At 72.9% G+C, this 20,089-nt stretch carries 26 protein-coding genes and 1 tRNA gene; 16 read left to right on the top strand and 11 right to left on the bottom strand.

What is annotated here, in order from left to right:
* The first annotated feature begins 64 nt into the window (after positions 1–64).
* From B4E97_RS13065 to B4E97_RS13050, 4 genes are all read left to right on the top strand, one after another.
* Positions 65–295, top strand: coding sequence for a hypothetical protein (locus tag B4E97_RS13065; RefSeq protein WP_019286914.1), 231 nt, complete (start codon positions 65–67; stop codon positions 293–295).
* Between the two features lie 88 nt (positions 296–383).
* Positions 384–1,739 (top strand): cryptochrome/photolyase family protein, encoded by a 1,356-nt coding sequence (locus tag B4E97_RS13060; RefSeq protein ID WP_286960148.1) that lies wholly within the window; start codon positions 384–386, stop codon positions 1,737–1,739.
* A 49-nt stretch (positions 1,740–1,788) separates the two neighbouring features.
* The gene (locus B4E97_RS13055) at positions 1,789–2,049 is read left to right on the top strand and encodes a type II toxin-antitoxin system Phd/YefM family antitoxin (RefSeq protein ID WP_029210757.1); all 261 of its coding nucleotides are present in this window, start codon (positions 1,789–1,791) and stop codon (positions 2,047–2,049) included.
* Positions 2,046–2,309, top strand: a complete 264-nt coding sequence (locus tag B4E97_RS13050) for a type II toxin-antitoxin system RelE family toxin (RefSeq protein ID WP_019286911.1) — start codon at positions 2,046–2,048, stop codon at positions 2,307–2,309. The genes B4E97_RS13055 and B4E97_RS13050 overlap by 4 nt, the downstream gene beginning before the upstream one ends.
* 48 nt (positions 2,310–2,357) lie before the next feature.
* Here the strand turns inward: B4E97_RS13050 and B4E97_RS13045 are convergent, their stop codons facing one another.
* Positions 2,358–3,800 carry a tryptophan-rich sensory protein gene (locus tag B4E97_RS13045; protein ID WP_029210758.1) on the bottom strand — a complete coding sequence of 481 codons (1,443 nt, stop codon included), beginning with the start codon at positions 3,798–3,800 and terminating at the stop codon, positions 2,358–2,360.
* Positions 3,797–4,513 (bottom strand): CPBP family intramembrane glutamic endopeptidase, encoded by a 717-nt coding sequence (locus B4E97_RS13040; RefSeq protein ID WP_286960146.1) that lies wholly within the window; start codon positions 4,511–4,513, stop codon positions 3,797–3,799. Before B4E97_RS13040 ends, B4E97_RS13045 begins: the two co-directional genes overlap by 4 nt.
* Before the next feature lie 30 nt (positions 4,514–4,543).
* Here B4E97_RS13040 and idi point away from each other — a divergent pair, with 30 nt between their 5' ends.
* Entirely contained in the window at positions 4,544–5,947 is a 1,404-nt protein-coding gene (gene idi / locus B4E97_RS13035; protein WP_286960145.1) for an isopentenyl-diphosphate Delta-isomerase, read from the top strand.
* Positions 5,944–6,528, top strand: coding sequence for a hypothetical protein (locus B4E97_RS13030; protein WP_029210760.1), 585 nt, complete (start codon positions 5,944–5,946; stop codon positions 6,526–6,528). Before idi ends, B4E97_RS13030 begins: the two co-directional genes overlap by 4 nt.
* On the opposite strand, the gene B4E97_RS13025 is transcribed toward B4E97_RS13030, so the two are convergent.
* The 5 genes from B4E97_RS13025 to B4E97_RS13005 are packed head-to-tail and all read right to left on the bottom strand — an operon-like array spanning position 6,467 to position 10,443.
* Positions 6,467–7,348 carry a prenyltransferase gene (locus B4E97_RS13025; RefSeq protein WP_019286902.1) on the bottom strand — a complete coding sequence of 294 codons (882 nt, stop codon included), beginning with the start codon at positions 7,346–7,348 and terminating at the stop codon, positions 6,467–6,469. The two genes, B4E97_RS13030 and B4E97_RS13025, sit on opposite strands and share 62 nt — an antisense overlap.
* On the bottom strand, positions 7,345–7,674 hold the full coding sequence (locus B4E97_RS13020; protein WP_029210761.1) for a lycopene cyclase domain-containing protein: 330 nt from the start codon (positions 7,672–7,674) through the stop codon (positions 7,345–7,347). The genes B4E97_RS13025 and B4E97_RS13020 overlap by 4 nt, the downstream gene beginning before the upstream one ends.
* On the bottom strand, positions 7,671–8,018 hold the full coding sequence (locus B4E97_RS13015; RefSeq protein WP_019286900.1) for a lycopene cyclase domain-containing protein: 348 nt from the start codon (positions 8,016–8,018) through the stop codon (positions 7,671–7,673). The genes B4E97_RS13020 and B4E97_RS13015 overlap by 4 nt, the downstream gene beginning before the upstream one ends.
* Entirely contained in the window at positions 8,015–8,926 is a 912-nt protein-coding gene (locus B4E97_RS13010; RefSeq protein ID WP_240483940.1) for a phytoene/squalene synthase family protein, read from the bottom strand. Before B4E97_RS13010 ends, B4E97_RS13015 begins: the two co-directional genes overlap by 4 nt.
* The gene (locus B4E97_RS13005) at positions 8,923–10,443 is read right to left on the bottom strand and encodes a phytoene desaturase family protein (protein WP_286960144.1); all 1,521 of its coding nucleotides are present in this window, start codon (positions 10,441–10,443) and stop codon (positions 8,923–8,925) included. The genes B4E97_RS13010 and B4E97_RS13005 overlap by 4 nt, the downstream gene beginning before the upstream one ends.
* Before the next feature lie 111 nt (positions 10,444–10,554).
* On the opposite strand from B4E97_RS13005, the gene B4E97_RS13000 reads away from it, so the two are divergent.
* Positions 10,555–11,094 (top strand): MarR family winged helix-turn-helix transcriptional regulator, encoded by a 540-nt coding sequence (locus tag B4E97_RS13000; RefSeq protein WP_286960143.1) that lies wholly within the window; start codon positions 10,555–10,557, stop codon positions 11,092–11,094.
* 19 nt (positions 11,095–11,113) lie between these two features.
* Here B4E97_RS13000 and B4E97_RS12995 read toward each other — a convergent pair whose 3' ends face one another.
* On the bottom strand, positions 11,114–11,977 hold the full coding sequence (locus B4E97_RS12995) for an SDR family oxidoreductase (RefSeq protein ID WP_019286896.1): 864 nt from the start codon (positions 11,975–11,977) through the stop codon (positions 11,114–11,116).
* Between the two features lie 282 nt (positions 11,978–12,259).
* On the opposite strand from B4E97_RS12995, the gene B4E97_RS12990 reads away from it, so the two are divergent.
* A complete protein-coding gene (locus tag B4E97_RS12990) occupies positions 12,260–12,964 on the top strand; it encodes a GAF and ANTAR domain-containing protein (protein ID WP_019286895.1) in 705 nt (234 codons plus the stop codon).
* A gap of 66 nt (positions 12,965–13,030) precedes the next feature.
* Positions 13,031–13,104, top strand: a tRNA-Lys gene (locus B4E97_RS12985).
* On the opposite strand, the gene B4E97_RS12980 is transcribed toward B4E97_RS12985, so the two are convergent.
* Positions 13,102–13,608, bottom strand: coding sequence for a nitroreductase/quinone reductase family protein (locus tag B4E97_RS12980; RefSeq protein WP_286960142.1), 507 nt, complete (start codon positions 13,606–13,608; stop codon positions 13,102–13,104). The genes B4E97_RS12985 and B4E97_RS12980 overlap by 3 nt on opposite strands.
* Positions 13,609–13,639: 31 nt before the next feature.
* Between B4E97_RS12980 and B4E97_RS12975 the strand changes: the two genes are divergently transcribed.
* From B4E97_RS12975 to B4E97_RS12950, 6 genes are all read left to right on the top strand, one after another.
* Positions 13,640–14,059 (top strand): hypothetical protein, encoded by a 420-nt coding sequence (locus B4E97_RS12975; protein ID WP_239261331.1) that lies wholly within the window; start codon positions 13,640–13,642, stop codon positions 14,057–14,059.
* A 36-nt stretch (positions 14,060–14,095) separates the two neighbouring features.
* Complete coding sequence (locus tag B4E97_RS12970) at positions 14,096–14,767, top strand: cyclase family protein (RefSeq protein WP_313535057.1); 672 nt, start codon at positions 14,096–14,098, stop codon at positions 14,765–14,767.
* Entirely contained in the window at positions 14,764–16,446 is a 1,683-nt protein-coding gene (locus tag B4E97_RS12965; protein WP_286960140.1) for an AMP-binding protein, read from the top strand. The genes B4E97_RS12970 and B4E97_RS12965 overlap by 4 nt, the downstream gene beginning before the upstream one ends.
* On the top strand, positions 16,443–17,729 hold the full coding sequence (locus tag B4E97_RS12960) for a hydroxyacid-oxoacid transhydrogenase (RefSeq protein ID WP_286960138.1): 1,287 nt from the start codon (positions 16,443–16,445) through the stop codon (positions 17,727–17,729). The genes B4E97_RS12965 and B4E97_RS12960 overlap by 4 nt, the downstream gene beginning before the upstream one ends.
* 25 nt (positions 17,730–17,754) lie before the next feature.
* Positions 17,755–18,147, top strand: a complete 393-nt coding sequence (locus B4E97_RS12955; protein WP_019286890.1) for a DUF952 domain-containing protein — start codon at positions 17,755–17,757, stop codon at positions 18,145–18,147.
* A 160-nt stretch (positions 18,148–18,307) separates the two neighbouring features.
* On the top strand, positions 18,308–18,664 hold the full coding sequence (locus tag B4E97_RS12950) for a hypothetical protein (protein WP_286960137.1): 357 nt from the start codon (positions 18,308–18,310) through the stop codon (positions 18,662–18,664).
* A gap of 4 nt (positions 18,665–18,668) precedes the next feature.
* On the opposite strand, the gene B4E97_RS12945 is transcribed toward B4E97_RS12950, so the two are convergent.
* Positions 18,669–19,400 (bottom strand): hypothetical protein, encoded by a 732-nt coding sequence (locus B4E97_RS12945; protein ID WP_029210769.1) that lies wholly within the window; start codon positions 19,398–19,400, stop codon positions 18,669–18,671.
* A 62-nt stretch (positions 19,401–19,462) separates the two neighbouring features.
* Here B4E97_RS12945 and B4E97_RS12940 point away from each other — a divergent pair, with 62 nt between their 5' ends.
* A complete protein-coding gene (locus tag B4E97_RS12940) occupies positions 19,463–19,756 on the top strand; it encodes a hypothetical protein (protein ID WP_019284941.1) in 294 nt (97 codons plus the stop codon).
* Positions 19,757–19,761: 5 nt separating this feature from the next.
* On the opposite strand, the gene B4E97_RS12935 is transcribed toward B4E97_RS12940, so the two are convergent.
* Positions 19,762–19,944 carry a hypothetical protein gene (locus tag B4E97_RS12935; protein WP_019284942.1) on the bottom strand — a complete coding sequence of 61 codons (183 nt, stop codon included), beginning with the start codon at positions 19,942–19,944 and terminating at the stop codon, positions 19,762–19,764.
* Positions 19,945–20,089 lie beyond the last annotated feature (145 nt).

Below are 20,089 nucleotides of genomic sequence, written 5' to 3'. Positions count from 1 at the left end.
CGCCTCACCCGCCCGGCGTGACCGGCCGAGCGGCTCCACCGATCCAGACAGCAAGGAGAGACAGATGAGCGAGAACCCCAACGAGGTCCAGGCGGCCAAGGACGAGGCCGTCGACAACGTCGTGGAGCGCGTCGAGTCCTGGCAGGAGGGCGCCGAGGAGCAGACCGTGGCGCAGGAGCTGCGCGAGGGCTTCGACGAGGCGGGGGTGGACGTGGCCGAGGCCGACGTCGACCAGCTCGCCGAGCAGATCCACGAGGACGGCAAGGCCGACACCGGCTCGGTCGACCCGTCCTGACCTACGTCAGGTCGTCACGTCCGTCTGGGTTCGCACCCCAGGCGGACGTGACGACCTCAGGCGGATCCCCGGAAGGAGGAGCCACCCCGTGACCAGCGTGCTGTGGCTGCGCCGCGACCTGCGGCTGCACGACCACCCCGCCCTGATGGCCGCGACCGAGGACGGCTCCGTGCTGCCCCTGGTGGTCGTCGACCCCGCCCTCGACCGGGCCGGCGGGCCGCGCCGCGACGCCTATCTCGGCGCGGTCCGGGCGCTGCGGGAGGCCACCGACGGTGCCCTCGTGGTCCGACGCGGACGCCCCGAGCAGGTCGTGCCGGCCGTCGCCGCCGAGGTGGGGGCGCGTCGGGTGCACGTGTCGGCCGAGGCCACGCCCTACGGCCGGCGCCGGGACGAGCAGGTGCGCGCCGCCCTCGAGTCCGCCGACGTGGCGATGGTCGCCAGGGGATGCCCGTATGCCGTCGGCCCCGGCACCCTCACGACCGGCTCGGGCACGCCGTACAAGGTGTTCACGCCGTTCTCGCGGGCCTGGCGCGACCACGGCTGGCCGGCCCCCGCCCCCGTCCCGACGGACCTGCACTGGCACGCCGACGTGGACTCCGACCCCCTGCCGGACGTCGAGCCGATGCACCCGGTCGGCGAGGACGCGGCGCGGGCGGCCTGGGCGGACTTCCTCGACGGCCCGCTCGAGACCTATGGCGAGGACCGCGACCGCCCCGACCTGGACGGCACCTCGCGGATGTCGATGCACCTCAAGCACGGCACCATCCACCCGCGCACGCTGCTGCACGACCTCGCGAGGCACCCTGCAGCACAGGGCGACTCGGCGCAGCGCTATGTCAACGAGCTGTGCTGGCGCGAGTTCTACGCGGACGTGCTGTGGCAGCGGCCCGACTCCGCCTGGGGCGACCTGCGCCGGGAGCTGTCGTCGATGCCGTATGCCGACCCCGCCACCGACGAGGACGCCGCCGGGCTCCTGGACGCGTGGCGCGCGGGGCGGACCGGCTATCCCATGGTGGACGCCGGGATGCGCCAGCTCGCACGCGAAGGCTGGATGCACAACCGGCTTCGCATGGTCACGGCGTCCTTCCTGGTCAAGGACCTGCACATCTGGTGGCCCCACGGCGCCCGCCACTTCCTGGACCTGCTGGTCGACGGCGACCTCGCCTCCAACAACCACGGCTGGCAGTGGGCGGCGGGCACCGGCACCGACGCCGCCCCCTACTTCCGGGTGTTCAACCCGGTCGAGCAGGGCAAGCGCTGGGACCCGCAGGGCGACTACGTCCGCCGCTACGTGCCCGAGCTGGCCCACGTCGCCGGCAAGGCCGTGCACGAGCCGTGGAAGGTCCTCGACGGCTACGCGCACGGCTATCCCGAGCCCGTCGTGGACCACGCAGAGGAGCGGCGACAGGCGCTGCGGCGCTACGAGGAGACCCGGCGCAGCTAGCGGCAGCGCTTCGATGTACATCTCAGCGTTTCCGGCGCACCATGGTGTCATGACCGAACTCACCGTCAGCGACGCCCGCGCGCGACTTGCCGATGTCGTCGACGAGGCACGGGTGCGCCACGACCCCGTCTATCTCACGCGACGCGGGCAGCGGGTCGCGGCCGTCATCGATGCCGACGACCTCGACCGCCTCATCGAGGCCGCCGAGGACCTGGCCGACATCCAGGCAGCCCGCGCTGCCCGCAGCGAGATGACCTCCGAGGGCGCCGTCCCGTGGGACCAGGTCAAGGCGGACCTGGGCCTGGCATGAGCTACCGCATCGAGCTGAGCCCCGCTGCAGCCCGACAGCTCCGCAAGCTCGATGGCGCCGCACGCCGGCGTGTTCAGGCCGCCGTGGAGCTCCTGGCGTCCGACCCCCGTCCTCCGAGCGCGAAGAAGCTGGTCGGCGGAGACGGCGAGTGGAGGGTGCGGACCGGGGACTACCGCATCGTGTACGAGATCCACGACGGCGTCCTCGTCGTCCTGGTCCTGGCGGTCGGCCACCGGCGAGAGGTCTATCAGCGCCGCTGAACGCACGCGAGCCGCTGAGCGGTCAACCCATCGCTGCGCTCGGTCCGGCTAGGCGTTGCGGCGCGTGAGCTCGGCGGTCAGTGCTGCGGCAAAGGCCGTCCACGCCGCGTATGGCGCGAGGATGACCCCCTTCTCGGGGCTGGCCCCGGCCGCGCGCCGCACCAGGTCGGCCGAGCTGGCGGCGAGAGCCACGGCCTCGACCGTCGACACCCGCAGCTGCTTCGCGCCGAAGAACAGCGCGCTCCACCCGGCGTTGAGCACCAGGTTGGTCCCGAGCGCCACGGCGTACTCCCGGGCCTCGTCCTCGCGGCCGGACTCCTGCAGGTCCGCGATCGTGAGGGCGGAGACGAGGGCGATGTCGGCATACAGCGCGGTCCAGGCCACCGGGAAGGCCCACGACGGGGGCTGCCAGGAGGGCTTGGACAGGTGGCGGTACCACCGGCTGCTGGGGTCGGTGACGAGCGAGCCCACGACCGCGGTGGCGGTCACGGCGGCACCCGTCCAGGCCAGCGTTCGGCGCCAACGCCGGGTGTCCGACCCCCGGGCCGCGCGACGCACGGCCTCCTCGAATCCCGTTGCCCCACCGCTGGGCTCGCCCACCAGGTCGGCGAGGTCGTGCTCGGACGCGACGGTGTCATGCAGCAGCGACCCCACGAGCGGCTTGGCCAGCTCGTAGTCCACCGGCGTCACGAGCCCGATCCAGCGCGCGGCGGCCCGCGGGGTCGTGACCGGCGCGGTCAGGACGAGGCGCGGCCCGAGGCCGAGGGCGGAGGCATAGCGCTTCATCATGTCGGCATAGCTGACGACGTCCGGCCCGGCGATGTCAAAGGTCCGGTTGACGTCGGCCGGCAGGTCAGCCGCGGCGACGAGGTAGTGCAGCGCGTCGTCGACGGCGATCGGCGCGATGGTGTTGCGCAGCCAGCTGGGCGCGATCGCCCCCGGGAGCCGCTCGGACAGGTGCCGCAGCATCACGAAGGACTGCGACCCGTCACCCAGCACCACCCCGGCCTGCAGCGCCGCCGTGGGGACGCCCGACCCGAGCAGGATCTCGCCGACCTCGACCCGCGACGCGAGGTGCTCGGACAGCTCCTCGCCCTCGGGGTGCAGCCCACCGAGATAGACGATGCGCGACACGGACGCCTCGCGGGCTGCGGTCGCGAACGCCTCGGCCATGGACCGCTCCTCGTCCTGGAAGTCGTCGCCGTCCCCCATCGAGTGCAGGAGGTACCACGCGACGTCGACGTCCCGCAGCGCCGTCGCCAGGTCCTCGGGGGAGGACGCGTCGCCCTCGACCACCTCGACCTGACCGGGCCCGGCCGTGCCGTCGACGACGGCGTCGCCCCACTCGGCGTCGCGGACCTTGTCGGCGCTGCGCGACAGGACGCGCACCCGCCAGCCGCGCTCGATCAGCGCGCCGACGACCTGGCCGCCGACATAGCCGGTGGCGCCGGTGACGAGCCCGAGACGGGTCTCCGGGTGAGCAGCAGTCATGACATCTCCAAGAGCTCGAGGGTGGGGCCGAGCAGCAGGAGCATGCCGATCGACCAGGTCAGGTGGGCGACGATGGGGGCGAGCACGCCCTGGGTGAGGCGGCGCAGGACGGCGACGGCGAGCCCGACGAGCAGCCCGGCGAGCGCGAGCAGGGGTATGCCGGCCAGCGCCGTCACGACGGTGTAGACCACGGTGCTGCCCACCACCGCCCAACGTCCGCCGAAGGCGTCGTAGAGCGCCCCGCGGTAGAACAGCTCCTCGACCACGCCGTTAAGCGCCGTGATCGCCACGACGATGGGCAGCGAGCCCCAGCGAGCGTGGGCCAGCAGCTGCTCGACGGGCTCGCGGAGCGCCGGCACCTGGGCGACGATCCCGGCGCCGATCAGGAACACGACGAGGAGCACGGCCCCGACGCCGAGCCCGACGAGCACCAGGAGAGGTGCCCGGCGCTTGCCGAGCTCCTCGGTGGCACGCAGGGGGCGACCGGCGACGAGGGCGCCGACGAGCAGGACGGCCGCGAGGCCGAGGGTGGCGGGGTAGAAGAGCTCGTCGCCGGGCTTGATCCGCAGCGCCCAGGCCAGGACCGAGGCAGCCACGACGACGGTGAGCGCGGCGACCACGCGGCGACGCGTCCGGGCGGACGGGTCCTGCGCACCAGCGGCCGAGCGCTCGGCCTGCAGATGACGTGCGAAGGCCTCGCGCCAGTGCTCCATGACCTCACCCTATCGGGATATCTTTCGGTCATGGAACGATCCGACCCGACGACCTCGCTGCCCCGCGTGTCGGTGGTCGTCCCCGTCCGCGACGATGCGGAGCACCTGCGCCGCTGCCTCACAGACCTCGCCCGGCAGTCCGTCGCCCCGTGGGAGGTGGTCGTCGTCGACAACGGCAGCTCCGACGGCTCCGCCGCCCTCGCCCGGTCGTATGGCGCCCGCGTGGTCACCGAGCCCGTGGTGGGGGTGCCCGCCGCGGCGGCCCGGGGCTACGACAGCGCGACCGGTGAGGTGATCGCGCGCTGCGACGCGGACTCCCGGCTGCCACGCGACTGGGTGGCCCGGGTCGCGGGCCGGTTCGCGAGCGACGAGCACCTCGACGGGCTCACGGGTCCCGGCGTCTTCTACGACCTCGCCCCGCGCCTCGCGCCGCTGGCCACCGTGGCCTACCTGGCCGGGACCTTCGCCGCGACGGGTGCGGCCATGGCCGGCATACCGCTGTGGGGGTCCAACATGGCGCTGCGGCGCAGCGCCTGGGAGCGCGTGCGCCATCTCGTGACCCGCGACGACCCCGAGCTGCACGACGACCTCGACCTCAGCCTCGCGCTCGGGCCGCGCGCCCGGATCGTCCTCGACCCCTGCCTCCGGGTCGAAGTGGCGGGCCGGATGTTCCACTCCCCCAGCCAGGCCTCGCGCCGCGTCCGGATGGCGATGCGCACGCTGCGCCACGGGTGGGCCTCGGGCGGGTCCCCGGGGCTGAGGTGGGTCGACCGGCTGGGCGTGCCCATCGGTCCCGGCCTCCCGGCGCGACCGGCCGTCCCGGACACCCCCGGCGCCGAGCAGGTCGTCCTGCTCGACGCGGCCGGCCACGCCATCGGCACCGCCCCCAAGCGCGCCGTCCACCACGAGAGCACGCCCCTGCACCTGGCGTTCTCCTGCTACGTCGTCGACGACCAGGGGCGGGTGCTGGTCACCCGCCGGGCGCGCGACAAGGCGACCTTCCCCGGGGTCGTGACCAACTCCGTCTGCGGCCACCCGGCGCCCGGCGAGGACCTCGCCGCGGCGGTCGCGCGGCGGGCCGCCGACGAGCTGGGGCTGCGCATCGGCGTCGCCCGGGTGGTGCTCCCCGGCTTCGCCTACCGCGCCGAGATGGACGGCGTCGTCGAGCACGAGCTGTGCCCGGTCCACGTCGCCGAGCTCGTCGGAGCGGCGACCGACCTCGCGCCCGACCCCACCGAGGTCGACGACGCGTGGTGGGTGCCCTGGCCCGAGCTGCGCGACGGCGTCCTCGACGGGTCGACCACGGTGTCGCCGTGGTGCGCGGACCAGGTCGCGCTGCTCGCGGACCTGCCGGACGACCCGCGCGACTGGCCCGTCGGCGACCCGGCAGCGCTCCCGCCGGCGGTCCGAGACCTCCGGCGCCCGGCCTCGTGACGCGGCACGACTGGCTGGTCGGCCAGGGCCGGTGGCGCTGGGGCGATCTCCTGCGCCTCGTCGCGGCCGTCACGGTCCCGCTGGCGTGGACGCTGCACGGCGGCCCGGCCGCGGCCGCGATGTTCCTGGTGCTGGGCGGGGCGATGGCCCTGCGCTTCGTCGACGCCGACACCCCCACCGACCTCGTCGCGCAGGTCGTCCTGCTGGCCTCCGGGTGGTGGGCCGCGGCCGGGACCTACGACCAGGTCCGCGGACTCGACCTGGTGGCCCACGCCGGCTGCGGGGCCGTGATCGCCCTGCTCCTGCTGCACCTGCCGACGCGCCGGCCCCGCCCCGCCCTCGGCACCGTCATGAGCACCACCCTCGCCGTCCTCCTGCTCGGCGTCATCTGGGAGCTCGGTGAGTGGGCCGGTCACCTCTGGGTCGACCCCGCCATCCACGTCACGTATGCCGACTCGCTCACCGACCTGGTCGCGGACGGGGTCGGGGGGCTCGTGGCCGCCCTGGTCGCGACGCGGGTCAGCCGACCAGCCAGCGAGCGATCAGCAGCTGGGTCAGCAGGAACCCCACGACGTAGTTGATCCACAGGAACCTGCGCCACCCACCGTTGGCGCGCGGCGCCTCCTCGTCGGAGAGCGAGCGATAGGGCCACACCATCCACAGGTAGGGCAGGACGAGCAGCGCGGCCAGCAGGCCCCAGCGTCCCGTGGTGGCGAGCAGGAGCCCGGTCGCGGCATACAGCCTGGCGCTGAGCCGCACGGTGGCCTGCGCCCCGATGACGGTCGCGACCGACCCGATCCCGGCGGCGCGATCCGCCGTGACGTCCTGCACAGCCCCGAACGCGTGGCTCGCCATCCCCCACAGGAAGTACGCGAGCAGCACGACCCAGCCCTGCCAGGGCAGGGCGACCCCCGCCAGCACGACGCCGTAGACCGCGGGCGACACGAAGTGGGTGCTCGAGGTCATCGAGTCGACGAACGCCCGCTCCTTGAACCGCAGCCCGGGCGCGGAGTAGGCCACGACCGCTGCGACCGACACCGCCAGCACGATCCCGGCCGCGAGCGACCCGTGCGCGAGCAGCCAGAGCACGAACGGCACGGGCAGCAGCACGGCGGCCCACAGCGTCAGTCGGTGCAGCGACCGGTCCAGGACGATGCCCTCCACGCCGCCCTTGCGGGGGTTGCGCAGGTCGGACTCGTAGTCGAAGACGTCATTCACGCCATACATGAGCAGGTTGTAGGGGACGAGGAAGAAGACGATCCCGACGACGGCCCGCAGGTCCAGCCGCCCGGCGGTGAGCAGGTAGGCCGCCCCGAAGGGGTAGGCCGTGTTGACCCAGCTGAGCGGGCGGGAGGAGGCGACCAGGCGCCCCAGCCGACTCTGCTGGCTCTGCTGACTCATCGCCGGATCTCCTTGTCCCGCAACCAGACCCACAGGGCCGGCAGCAGTATGGCGGCGCCCAACGGGTAGGCGAGGTCCTCCACGGGGGCGAGCCCGAGCTGGAGCCCGCTGCGGTGCTGGTCGCCGTAGTCGAACAGGTCGGCGGCGATCATCAGGTTGTCGAAGACGACCGTGAGCAGGGCCAGCCCGACGAGCGTGAGCAGCAGGGGGCGCAGCCACGGGTCCCGACGCCCCACACCGCCACGACGGCCCGACGCCCGCAGCGCCACGGCAGCCCCCACGACGGCGAGGCCCAGCATGACCAGGTTGACGAGGGCGAAGGTCATCGCGCGTCCCCCCGGTGACGGGCCCAGCGCCGCCCGCCGCACCACAGGCACATCGTCGACCAGCACAGCAGCACGAGGAAGAACAGCTCCTCGACGGGCAGCTCGGGGGCGACCTGCAGGCCGGTCATCCAGCGCGTGTCGCCCCGGTGGAAGAGCCCGAGCGCGATGCCGGCGAGGTCCCACAGGACGAAGTACGCGAGCCCCACGACCAGCACCACCACCGCTGCGCGAGGGCGGTCCCAGACGAAGAGCCGCCACCGTCGGTCGATGGTCGCGACCCCGGCCAGCGACACGAGCAGACAGGCGAGGTAGGCGAGCCCCTCGAGCCCGGCCAGTCCGCTCACGCCCCCGCTCCCCTGGGCCGCCGCACCAGGGCTGCCGCGGCCGTCGCGGCCTTGATCCGGGTCGGCACGCGCACGCGCTCGGTGAAGACGTCGTGGTCCGCCGCCTCGATCCGGTCGAGGATCTGGGAGTAGAGGGTGCGGGCGGTCGCCACGCAGCGCGCCGACGTGTCGGGCAGCATCGGGATGCCGCGGTCGGCCTCGGCATACAGCCCGCGGTTGCGCTCGATCTGCTCGGCCATGAAGGACCGCCACTGCGGGGTGACCCGGCGCAGCGCGGGGTCGGCCCCGTGGGCGCGCAGGTCGGCCTGCGGCAGGTAGACCCGGCCGCGGTCGAGGTCCTCGGCCACGTCCCGGATGAAGTTGGTCAGCTGGAAGGCCAGGCCGAGCGCACGGGCGGGGGCGAGGGCGTCGGGCGTCGTGGGTCGCAGCACGGGAAGCATCATCTCGCCGATCACGGCCGCGGACCCGTCCATGTAGCCGAGCAGGTCCTCCCAGGTCTCGTAGCGCGTCGTCGTGAGGTCGGCCGCCATCGCCCCGAAGAAGCGGTCGAGGACGGCCTGCTCGAGCGCACAGCTGCGCAGGGTCCGGACGACGGCCGCCAGCACGGGATCCTCCACCGGGGCGCCGTCGACGGCCTCCAGGACCGTATGCCGGAAGGCCGCGAGCCGCCGCTCGGTGTCGCGGACCTGCCCGGGCGTGGTCGCTCCCGGCTCGTCGACGATGTCGTCGGCCGCGCGGCACAGGGCATAGACCGCGTGCACGTGACGTCGCCGCTCGACGGGGAGCAGGGCCACGCCCCAGTAGTAGGTGGTGCCGTGGCGGCGCGTGATCGCGGCGCACCGGCGGTAGCCCTCGCGCTCGAGGGGGGCCAGGGGTGCGGTGGCCGGCGTGGCGGCCGGGGCGCTCACCGAGCGCCTCCCGGTGCCGCCGCCAGCGCATCGACGCGGTCGGCTGCGAGCTTGCCGCTGACCAGGACCATCGGGACGCCGACGCCGGGGATCGTGCTCGACCCGGCGAAGACGAGGCCGGGGACCCGGCGCTCGAGGTTGGACGGTCGCAGCGGCCCGGTCTGGGTGACGGTGTGGGCGAGGGCGAACGGCGTGCCGCGGGCGTGGCCGATCCGCGCCCAGTCGGCCGGGGTCCACAGCTCCTCGGCGACGACGTCCGTGGGATAGCCCTGGGCGCCGAGGAAGGCGTGGAGCCGCTCGCGCATCGGGCCGGACTCGCGGTCCCAGTCCTGGCCGCCCTCGAGGTTGGGGACGGGCTCGAGGACGTAGAGCGTGGAGCCACCGGGGGCGGCGAGCGCCGGCTCGGTGACGGTGGGGACGGTCACGAGGCGCGAGGGGTCCGGCATGAGCTGCTTGCGGCCCAGCAGCGCGTCGAAGGACTCGTTCCACTGCTCGCCGAAGTGGATGTTGTGGTGCGAGAACTGCTCTCCCACCGGCGATCCCGTGCCCACGTGCCACACGACCGCGGACGGGGAGTAGGTGCCCTTGCGCACCGCGCGCGGCGGCCGCAGCCCCGGCAGCAACCGCTCGTAGGCCACCGGCAGGTCGAGCGTGCAGACCACCACCGGGGCGTGGAGGCGCTCGCCGTCGACCAGCTCGACGCCGGTCACGGCGCCCCCGGCGACGCCCTGGGCGTCGGTGCCGGAGCGCAGCAGCCGGGCGACCTCGGCGCCGTAGCGCACCTGCACGCCGGCGCGCTCGGCCGCGGCGGCCATGGCCACCGGGATCGCCCCCATGCCGCCCTCGGGGAAGTAGACCCCCTCGACCGTGTCCATGTAGGTGATGACCGCGTAGATGGCGAGGGCGGACTCGGGCGGCAGCCCGGCATACATCGCCTGGAAGGTGAACAGCCGGTGCAGGCGAGGGTCCTGGAAACGGTCCCGGATCAGCGGCCCGAGGCGCCGCAGCGGCCCGAGGCGCAGGAGGCGGGCGACGGCGCGCGGCTCGGTCAGCATGTCGGCCACGGAGTCGAAGTTCCGCTCGATGAAGTGCGGCATCTCGACGGCGTAGAGCTCGCGCAACCAGGTGACGAAGCCGTCGTAGGCGGCGGCGTCGACGCTGCCGCAGGTGCGCCGGATCTCGTCGCGCATCGCCTCGTGGCCGTGGCGCACGTGGATGGTGCTGCCGTCGTGGAAGGTCGCACGGTAGGCGGGGTCCAGGGCTCGCATGGGGACGCTGTCGGCGACGCTGGTCCCCACGGCGCGCAACGCCTGGTCGAGCAGGTCCGGCATGGTCATCACGGTGGGGCCGGTGTCGAAGGTGTAGCCCTCGTGGCGGGAGCGCCCGGCGCGCCCTCCGGGGCCGGCGTCACGCTCGACGAGGGTCACGTGGTGGCCACGTCCTCGCAGGTGGCAGGCAGCGGAGAGCCCCGCCAGGCCTGCGCCGACCACGATGACGTCGGTCTGACGGTCCGACATACGGTCCAACCTCCTGGGAAGTAGGATCGGGCCGCCTGCCCTTGCAGACCACGCCCTCGTCGCAAGAAAGGTTCTTTCGACGGTCGAGTCATTCCACCATCGAAATACGTCATGGTCAACCGCCACCAGCCACAGCCGGATCCGCAGCAGCGATCCCAGCAGACGCCGACGGACCACCTCGTCAGCGAGGTGGGCGACGCCGTCCGCCGGCTCGGCCTGCAGGTCAACTCGTACGTCGCCGCGGTGGCGCGACAGACCGGCCACCACACCGCGGACCTGCACGCGGTCGCCGTGGTGCGGCGGGCCGCCGAGCATGGGGCACCGATGGGCGCCGGCGACCTCGGCCGCACCCTGGGCCTCTCCCCCGCCGCGGTCAGCGCGATGCTCCACCGGATGGAGCGAGCCGGCCACGTGCAGCGCACCCGCGCCGGCGACGACGGCCGGCGCGTCCTGCTCGTCCCGACCGATCGGACCTTCGAGGACAGCAGCCACCTGTTCGAGCCCATGACGGACGGGTTCCGGGACGTCCTGGACGACTACTCGCCCGAGCAGCTCGCCGTGGTCACCGAGGTCCTGGACCGGCTGCGTGACGCGACCGCCGACGCGGAGCACGAGATCGGCCACCGCGAGCGGGGGCTCGGGCCGGCGTGACCGACCCGAGCCCAGCCCGTCAGAAGACCGGCTTGCCGCCCGTCACGCCGAGGACCGTCCCGGAGACATAGCTCGCCTCGTCCGACGCCAGGAAGACATAGGCCGCCGCCACCTCGACCGGGTGACCGGCGCGACCGAGCGGGGTGTCGGAGCCGAAGCCCTCGACCTTCTCCACGGGCATGGTCGCCGGGATCAGCGGCGTCCAGATCGGGCCCGGTGCCACGGCGTTGACGCGGATGTCCCGCTCGCCCAGCTGGCCGGCCAGGTTGACGACCATGTTGTTGAGCGCCGCCTTGGTGCCGGCGTAGTCGAGCAGGTTGTCCGACGGGCTGTAGGCCTGGACGCTGGTCGTGATGATGATCGAGCCGCCGCGCAGCTCCTCCGCCAGCTCCTGCACCAGCCAGAACGGCCCGAACACGTTGGTCGCGAAGGTCCGCTCGATCTGCTCCGGCGGGAAGTCCTCGATGCGCTCGTGGGTCATCTGGTAGGCCGCGTTGGCGATCAGCACGTCCAGGCCGCCCAGGGCCGCGACGGCGGCCCGCGCCACGCGCTGGTTCTCGTCATACGTCCGCAGGTCCGCCTCGATCAGCTCGCAGGTGCCACCGGCCTCCTGCACCGCGGCCTGCGTCGCCCGGGCGTCCTCGGCCTCCTCGGCCAGGTGCGTGACGACGACCTTGGCGCCCTCCTTGGCAGCGACCACGGCCGTCGCACGGCCGATCCCGGAGTCGCCTCCGGTGATCAGGATCCGCTTCCCGGTCAGACGATCCCGACCGACCCACGACGCCTCGCCGTGGTCGGGCGCCGGGTCCAGGTCGGCGACGGTGCCGGGCCACTCCTGCTTCTGCTTCGGGATGGCGGACAGGTCTGGGGTGCTCTGGGGCATGGTCGTCCTCGCTCCGTCGTGATGCGGGTTGGGGTTGGGGTGCAGGTTCTTGTCAGGTTCGGGTCAGCGCGGGGGTCAGCCGGGCTGGCAGGTGACAGCAGGTGTGGGGCCGCGGCTGGTGGCTGAACCGCGTGAGCGCCGACCGGTGTTGCCTCATAGGCCGGTTCGCCCCACACGACTCTCACGTACCCGGCGGAGACGAGCCTTACCCTGTGGGACGAGGTGAACGTGGTTCGCTCGGTGAGTAGCATTGCCCCGATGACCCGATCGAGGAGCGAGCCCATGGACCAGCTGCCACCCGAGGCGTCGCAGGTCTTCGCCCGCCTCAACGAGATCGTCCACTCCGGCGCCACCACGCAGGACGTCTACGACGCCATCGTCCACGCCACCGTCGAGCTCGTGGACGGGTGCGACCGCGCGGCCATCCTCCTGCGCGACCGGGAGCGGCTGACCAGCGTCGCCGCCACCGACCCGATCGCCAAGGGGATCGACGAGCTCGAGGTCAGCATCGGCGACGGACCCTGCCTCGACGCGATCCTCGACGAGGCCGTCCAGTTCGACCCGGACCTGTCCACGCCCACGGCGTGGCCCGAGCTGGCCGCGCGCGTCGTCGCCGACACGCCGGTGCGCGGGATGATCGGGTGCCGGCTCCTCATCGACGGCACCAAGGTCGGCGCCCTCGACCTCTTCTCCGACACGCCTGGCGCCCTCACCCAGCGATCCGTCGACCAGAGCGCCATCCTGGCGTCCCTCGCCTCGGTCGCCATCATGACCGTGCGCGCCCGCGGCGAGGCCGCCAACCTGACCAAGGCCCTGGACAACTCCCGCGCCATCGGCAAGGCCGTCGGGCTGATCATGGCGGCCCGCAAGATCGACGACGAGCAGGCCTTCCAGGTGCTGCGCAGGACGAGCCAGGAGCTCAACATGAAGCTCTCCCTCGTCGCCGAGGAGATCGTGCGCGGCCAGTCCCAGCAGGCGCACCGGTGAGCACCCGCCGCCGCGGCTAGACTGGCTCCTCGCGCCGACCACCACCTCACCGGGGTGGCGGTGCACGGGCCTCTAGCTCAGCTGGTCAGAGCAGCGGACTTTTAATCCGCGGGTCGTGGGTTCGAGCCCCACGGGGCCTACCGACATACCCGCAGGTCACAGGCCTGCAGGGTGCGGGTCGTCCGACGCTGATAGGCCTCAATCGGGGCGCGGCGGGCCAGGGTCCCCCACAGGCGGTCTCGCTCGGCGCCGTGACTCTCCCGGGGGACGACCCGCACCCGCCGCCCGTCGACGCCCACGATCGCCTCGCCGGCGGACCGCAGGTTGCACCACCAGTCGGGCTGCCGGTCGGCACCGGCGTTCGTGGCGGCGACCACCAGGTCCTCGCCGCTGCGCACAAAGACCAGCGGCGTGCTCCGCAGCCGTCCGCTGCGCCGTCCGATCGTCTCCAGGACGAGCAGCCGGGCGCCGAACCACTGGTCGGGGACCCGACCGTCCCAGCACCGAAGGAGACGGGCATGAGCCCCGGAGAGCACGCGCAGGACCGCGGGCGCACCGGCCGCCAGCGATGCCAGACCTGACAACGCACCCTGGAGCGCGGACAACGGGGAGACCGCGGGGACCGGGCGCAGGGACGGCGACATAGCCCTAATATACGGTTACGTATATCCTCCTGTGCAGCCCCTCATCCCGACGGCGGCGGCCACCGGGCTCGGGTCGTCCGGAGGTCGCGTGGTCGACCCCGACCCGTTGACGGGTGGGCCGGGCGACGATCTACTAGCTGGTAGCGCCCAACGGCGGGCGCAGACCGCACGGTCGCTCGACGACGAGACACCGGAGGACATCGTGACCGAGACGCCATCCATGCACGAGCTGCTCAAGGACGCACCAACCAACTGGGGCCGGTGGGGACCGGACGACGAGGTCGGTGCCCTGAACTTCCTGACCGACGACGAGGTGATGCGGGGGATCCGGAGCGTCAGGTCGGGGCGGGTATTCACCCTCCAGCGGATGATCGGTCACCCCAAGGGCGACCCCGTCTGGCCCGGTCGCGCGCCGGCGGTCCGCACCCAGATCCTGGACGAGTCGAGCTGAGACGAGGGCGCGGGCGGACCGGCCTTCCCCGGCGGGCTGCACTATGCCGACGACAAGATCGACGCCTTCCTGCAGGGGTCCACGCAGTACGACGCCCTCGGCCACGTGTGGTACGACGGCCAGATCTGGAACGGCTACGACGCCCGGACGACCGTCGGCGGGCTCGACAAGGCCAGCATCGGCCCCATCGCCGAGCGGGGCGTCGTGGGACGCGGCATCCTCATCGACATCGCGCGCTGGCGCGGCAAGGAGGCGCTCGACCCGGCCGAGACCTTCACCCACGAGGACCTCGTGGCCTGCGCCGAGGACCAGGGGACGCCGATCGAGAAGCACGACGTCCTCGTCGTGCGCACCAACTTCCTCAAGCACTTCTTCGACCAGGGCGAGCGCTTCTACGACGACTTCTGCGAGCCGGGGCTGGTCTACTCCCCCGAGCTCGTCCGGTGGTTCCACGAGATGGAGATCCCCAACCTGGCGACCGACACGATCGCCAACGAGATCACCTACGACCCCAACAACGGCGCCGCCCTGCCGCTGCACTGCGCGCTGATGCGCAACCTGGGTGTGGCGCTCACCGAGATCTGCGACCTGGAGGAGCTCGCTGCCGACTGCGCGCAGGACCGGCAGTTCACCTTCATGTATGCCGCGGCGCCGCTGAAGGTCGCGAAGGCCGCGGGCACGCCGGTCAACCCCATGGCCATCAAGTGACCACCAGCACCGACCGTCCCTGGCTGTCGCTCTACCGCCAGGGCGTGCCGGCCGAGATCGACGCCGGGCACGGCTCGGTGCTGGCGGCCTTCGCCGCGACCGTCGCCCGCGACGGCGGCGCCCCGGCGATCCGCTACTTCGACGGCGTCCTCACCTACGCAGACCTCGACGCCCGCTCCTCGGCCCTGGCCGCGCACCTCGTCGACGAGGGGTTCGCGGCCGGGGACCGGCTGGCCGTCTACACCCAGAACGACCCCGCGTTCGTCGTGGCGCTGCTGGCCGCGTGGAAGGCCCGCGGGGTGGCCGTGATGGTCAACCCCATGAACAAGACGGACGAGCTGGCCTACCTGCTGGGTGACTCCGGTGCGACGGCGCTGGTCTGCCTCGACGAGCTGTGGGAGTCGGTGGCCGCACCCTTGGTGGGGTCGGGCGCGACCCAGGTGCGTTGCGTGATCACGGTGGCTGCCACCGACGACCAGACGCGCGACGACACCCGCGTGATGAGCACCACGGCTGGCACCTCGACCGCGGGAGCGGTGCCGCTGCGCGAGATCCTGGACCGGGCGCGTGCGACCGGCGGCGTCACCCTGCCGCGGGCGGAGCCCGGCAGCGACGAGGTCGCCGTCCTCACCTACACCTCCGGCACCACCGGCGAGCCCAAGGGTGCGATGAACACCCACGGCAACCTCGTCGTCAACGCCGAGGTCTATCGCACCTGGATGGACCTCGGCCCCGACGACGTCGTCCTGGGCGTGGCCCCGCTGTTCCACATCACGGGTCTCGTCGGGCACGTCTGCCTGTCGCTGCTGGCCGGGGCGTCCCTGGTCCTCACCCATCGGTTCGACGCCGCCGTCATGGTCGACGCGATGCGCGAGCACCGGCCGACCTTCACCGTCGGATCCGTCACCGCGTTCATCGCCCTGAGCGGTGTCGACGGGATCGCCCGGGACGACTGGTCGAGCTTCCGGTCCATCTACTCCGGGGGCGCGCCGATCGCTCCGGCGGTGGCCGACCGGTTCGAGGCGGCCACCGGCCACTACCTGCACAACATCTACGGCCTGACCGAGACCAGCTCGCCGTCGCACGCCGTGCCCCGCGGCGCGCGCGCTCCCGTCGATCCAGGCAGTGGCGCCCTCTCGGTGGGGGTTCCGGTGTGCGGCACCACGGTTCGCGTGCTGGGGGACGACGGTGAGGCGCTCCCGCCGGGAGAGGCCGGCGAGCTCGCCACGAGCGGCCCGCAGGTGGTGCCGGGCTACTGGCAGCGGCCGGAGGCCACCGCCGAGGGGATCCGCGACGGCGAGCTGCGCACCGGCGACGTGGGGATCATGACCCCCGAGGGCTGGTTCTTCCTGGTCGACCGCAAGAAGGACATGATCAACGCCGCCGGCTACAAGGTGTGGCCGCGCGAGGTCGAGGACGTCCTGTACTCCCACGACGCGGTCCGTGAGGTCGCGGTCGTGGGGGTGCCCGACGACTATCGCGGCGAGACCGTCAAGGCGTTCGTCTCCCTCGTCCCGGGCGTGACCGTCACGGGCGAGGAGATCGTGGCCTGGGCCCGGGAGCGCATGGCCGCCTACAAGTACCCCCGCGCGGTGGAGATCGTCGACGAGCTGCCCAAGACGACCACCGGCAAGATCCTCCGACGACAGCTACGCGACACGCAGGAGCAAGCACCATGAGCTATCACCCCGCCGACCCCGAGAGCATCTTCACGTATGGCGCCCCCCGGCTGAAGTTCGGCAACGGCGCCTCGGAGGAGATCGGCTACGACCTGTCCCTCACGGGCGGGAGGCGCGTGCTCGTGGTGACCGATCCCGGCATCGCGGCGACCGGCACGCCCCAGCGCGTCGCGGACCAGATGGCGACGTTCGGGATCGAGGCGCTGGTCTACGACCAGGTGCACGTGGAGCCCACGGACGCGAGCTTCCAGCATGCTATCGACCACGCGCGTGCCGCCGGACCGTTCGACGCCTACGTCGCGGTGGGCGGCGGCTCGAGCATCGACACCGCCAAGGCGATCAACCTGCTCACCACCAACCCCGGCGAGCTGATGGACTACGTCAACGTGCCGGTCGGTCAGGGACGGGCGCCGTCCCAGCCGTTGCACCCGCTCGTGGCGGTCCCCACGACCACCGGGACGGGCGCGGAGAGCACCACGATCTGCGTGCTCGACGTCCTCGAGCAGCAGGTCAAGACCGGGATCAGCCACGCCGCGCTGCGCCCCACCATGGCGGTCGTCGACCCGCGGCTCACGCTCACCCAGCCGGCGGGCGTGACCGCGAGCGCGGGCATGGACATCCTGTGCCACGCGCTCGAGAGCTGGACCGCGAGGCCCTACACGACCTACGAGCGCAAGACGCCCGAGGAGCGCGTTCCCTACTGCGGCGCGAACCCGGTCTCGGACATGTGGTCCAGCCGCGCGATGCAGCTGCTCGCCACGTCCTTCCGGCGGGCGGTGCACCACGGTGACGACGAGCAGGCCCGCACCGACATGGCCCTGGCCTCGACCTTCGCGGGCATGGGGTTCGGCAACGCCGGCGTGCACATCCCGCACGCCAACGCCTACCCGATCGCGGGCCGGGTCAAGGACTTCCACCCGGAGGGCTACCCCCGCGAGGAGCCGATGGTGCCGCACGGGATGTCGGTGTCGCTGACGGCTCCGGAGGCCTTCCGCTTCACCTTCGACACCAACCCGCAGCGTCACGTCGAGGCCGCCCGCATGCTCGACCCGCAGGCCGAGATGACCGACGACCCGGCCGACCTCCTCCCGACCGTCCTCGCCCGGCTGATGCGCGACATCGGGATCCCCGATTGGTTGGCCGCCGTCGGCTACGACGAGAGCGACGTGGACCACCTCGTCGGCGGCACGATGAAGCAGCAGCGCCTGCTCGCCGCCGCGCCCAAGGACGTGACCGAGGACGACGTCGCGGCGATCTTCCGGGGGTCCTTCGCCAACTGGTGACCCGCACCCGTGGTCCCATGGGGTCATGACCCGACGCCCGAGGCGCAACGCCGGCAAGCCCCAGAGCGCCGACATCATCGGCCACCTCACGACCCTCGCCGCGTGGGAGGAGGGCCGGGATGCCGGCGCCTACACCACGTCGACGCACGGCCGCACGCTCGACCAGGAGGGGTTCATCCACTGCTCCTCCCCCGAGCAGCTTCCCGCGACGGCCCGGCGCTTCTACCGCGACGTGCCGGGACCGTTGGTCGTCCTGATCATCGAGCCGGCGCTGCTGGGCCGCAGCCACCTCAAGCTGGAGGCGGCGGAGGAGGGCGGCGAGACCTTCCCGCACGTCTATGGCCCCATCCCGCCGGAGGCCGTGATCTCGGCCGTGCCCGCCCACTTCGAGGACGGCGAGCTGCGGCTGGCGAGGTGAGGGCGTCCCCGACCCTCGCGACCGGCTGACGACACCACGGCTACCGCCTGGCGATCCGATCGATCAGGACTCCCCGTTCGCCGTGCGAAGGAGTAGGCCTGGTGGTACACGCCGGGCAGCCGCTCCGACGCGCACGAGCCGCGAGTCCCCAGGAGTCGCCATGTCGTCCACGATCCGGGTGCGCCGCCTCGCCGCCGCCACCCTCGCCACCCTCGCCACCGGAGCGTTGCTCCTTGCACCCGTGCCCGGCGCCTCCGCGTCCGTGGCTCTTGCCACCGGTCCGCCGGCCTCCACCTCGTCGAGCCTCGTCTCGTCCGCGCTGGGCGCTGCGGCGATCCCGCCTCCGGCCCCGGCGCCCGCGCCCGCCCAGGTGCCCGCCGCCCGACCACGCGGCCAGCGCACCCTCGGGGAGAGCGGCGACCTGCGCTTAGGCTACCTGCTGGGCGCGATCATGCTCGCCACGATGTTCGCCATGGCGGGGTACTTCCTACCCAACCCGCGCAAGGACCCGCACTGACCGGTCAGCGGTCACCGGGCGAGCGGTCGAGCGGTCGCCGGCACGCATAGAGCACGTCCGGCGAGGCGTCCGCGCGCCCCACGTCGAAGCGCCCCACGTCGACCCGCTCGATGTCGGCGTAGACCTGCCGCAACCGCCCCTCGAAGGCGTCGGACGGTGAGGCCGACCAGTAGACGCAGCTGCCGCCCGGCGCCAGGCGCCGGGCGGCCACGAGGAGGGCGGGGACGGCATACAGACCCGCGTTGCGCTCGTGGACCAGCCACTCGGGACCGTTGTCGGTGTCGAGCACGATGGCGTCGTAGGTCTCCTGCGTCGTCGAGAGGTGCTCCCCCACGTCCGCCCGGATGACCCGCAGCCGGTCCAGGTCCCGGCCGGACAGCCCCCAGTGGGCCCGGAAGTAGCGCTCCCACCACCGGACCACGAGGGCCTCGACCTCCACGACGTCGACGCGCCCCACCCCCGACTCCAGGGCCTGGACCACCGACGCCCCGACGCCGAGACCGCCGACGAGCAACCGCGCGCCCGGCCGCACCCGGGCCAGCGTCGCGCTGACCATCAGGCGCTCGGAGACCGTGAGGCGGGTGTCCATCAGGAACACGCCGTTGGCGATCACCTCGAGGTCTGCCCCGTCGGTCCGCAGCACGAGCTCGCCGTTGACCCCCTGGCCCCGGTCGAGCACGACCAGCGAGCCCCCGGCACCCTCCCCGAATCCGCCACCGGCGGTCACCGACGGCATGAGCCGCGTCCGCCGGGGTATGCGCGACGGGACCAACGAGTGCCCAGCCGAAGGAGATTCACATGTCCTCCCGCACCTGGATGCGCCGCGCGGCCGTGACCGCCCTGGCCGCCGCCGTCCCTCTCGCCACGGTCCCCGCCGCGTCTGCGGCACCGTCCGCGACGCCGCAGCGCCTCGTCGTCGCCGTGCCGGCCGACACCACCAGCCCGACCCCCAGCAGCACCACCGAGCGCCCGGTCACCAAGGGCGAGCAGGGAGACCTCAGCTTCGGCTACCTGCTCTTCGGCGTGATCCTCGCGCTCGGCCTGGCGCTGGGCGCGTGGTTCCTGCGGACGCGACGCGGCCGCCCCCAGTGACGGGCTCACCCCTGTGAGCTGCGGTGGCCGTTCTTGAGCTCCATCACCAGCTCGTCCAGGGCACGCGCCAGGGTGGGCATCGCCGCACGCACGCTCTCGTGCTGCTGCGCGGTGTAGTCGGGATTGCTGCCGTTCTCCGTCCACGCCCGGACCACGGCGTCCAGGACCTTGACGCGACGCTCGTCCATGGTGACCTCCTCGTCACTGGTTGGTGCAGGTCATCCTCGCACCTCGACGAGGATGCGGCGCACCCACCCCCGGTGTCGGCCGCGTCCTTCTGGAGACCCGGCACCCGACCGACATACGGGCACCGGTTGGGCGCCCTGTCACCCT

The sequence above is a fragment of the Arsenicicoccus sp. UBA7492 genome, from assembly GCF_002479615.1.
Lineage (GTDB): Bacteria > Actinomycetota > Actinomycetes > Actinomycetales > Dermatophilaceae > Arsenicicoccus > Arsenicicoccus bolidensis.
This window is presented reverse-complemented; position numbering and strand designations above follow the sequence as displayed.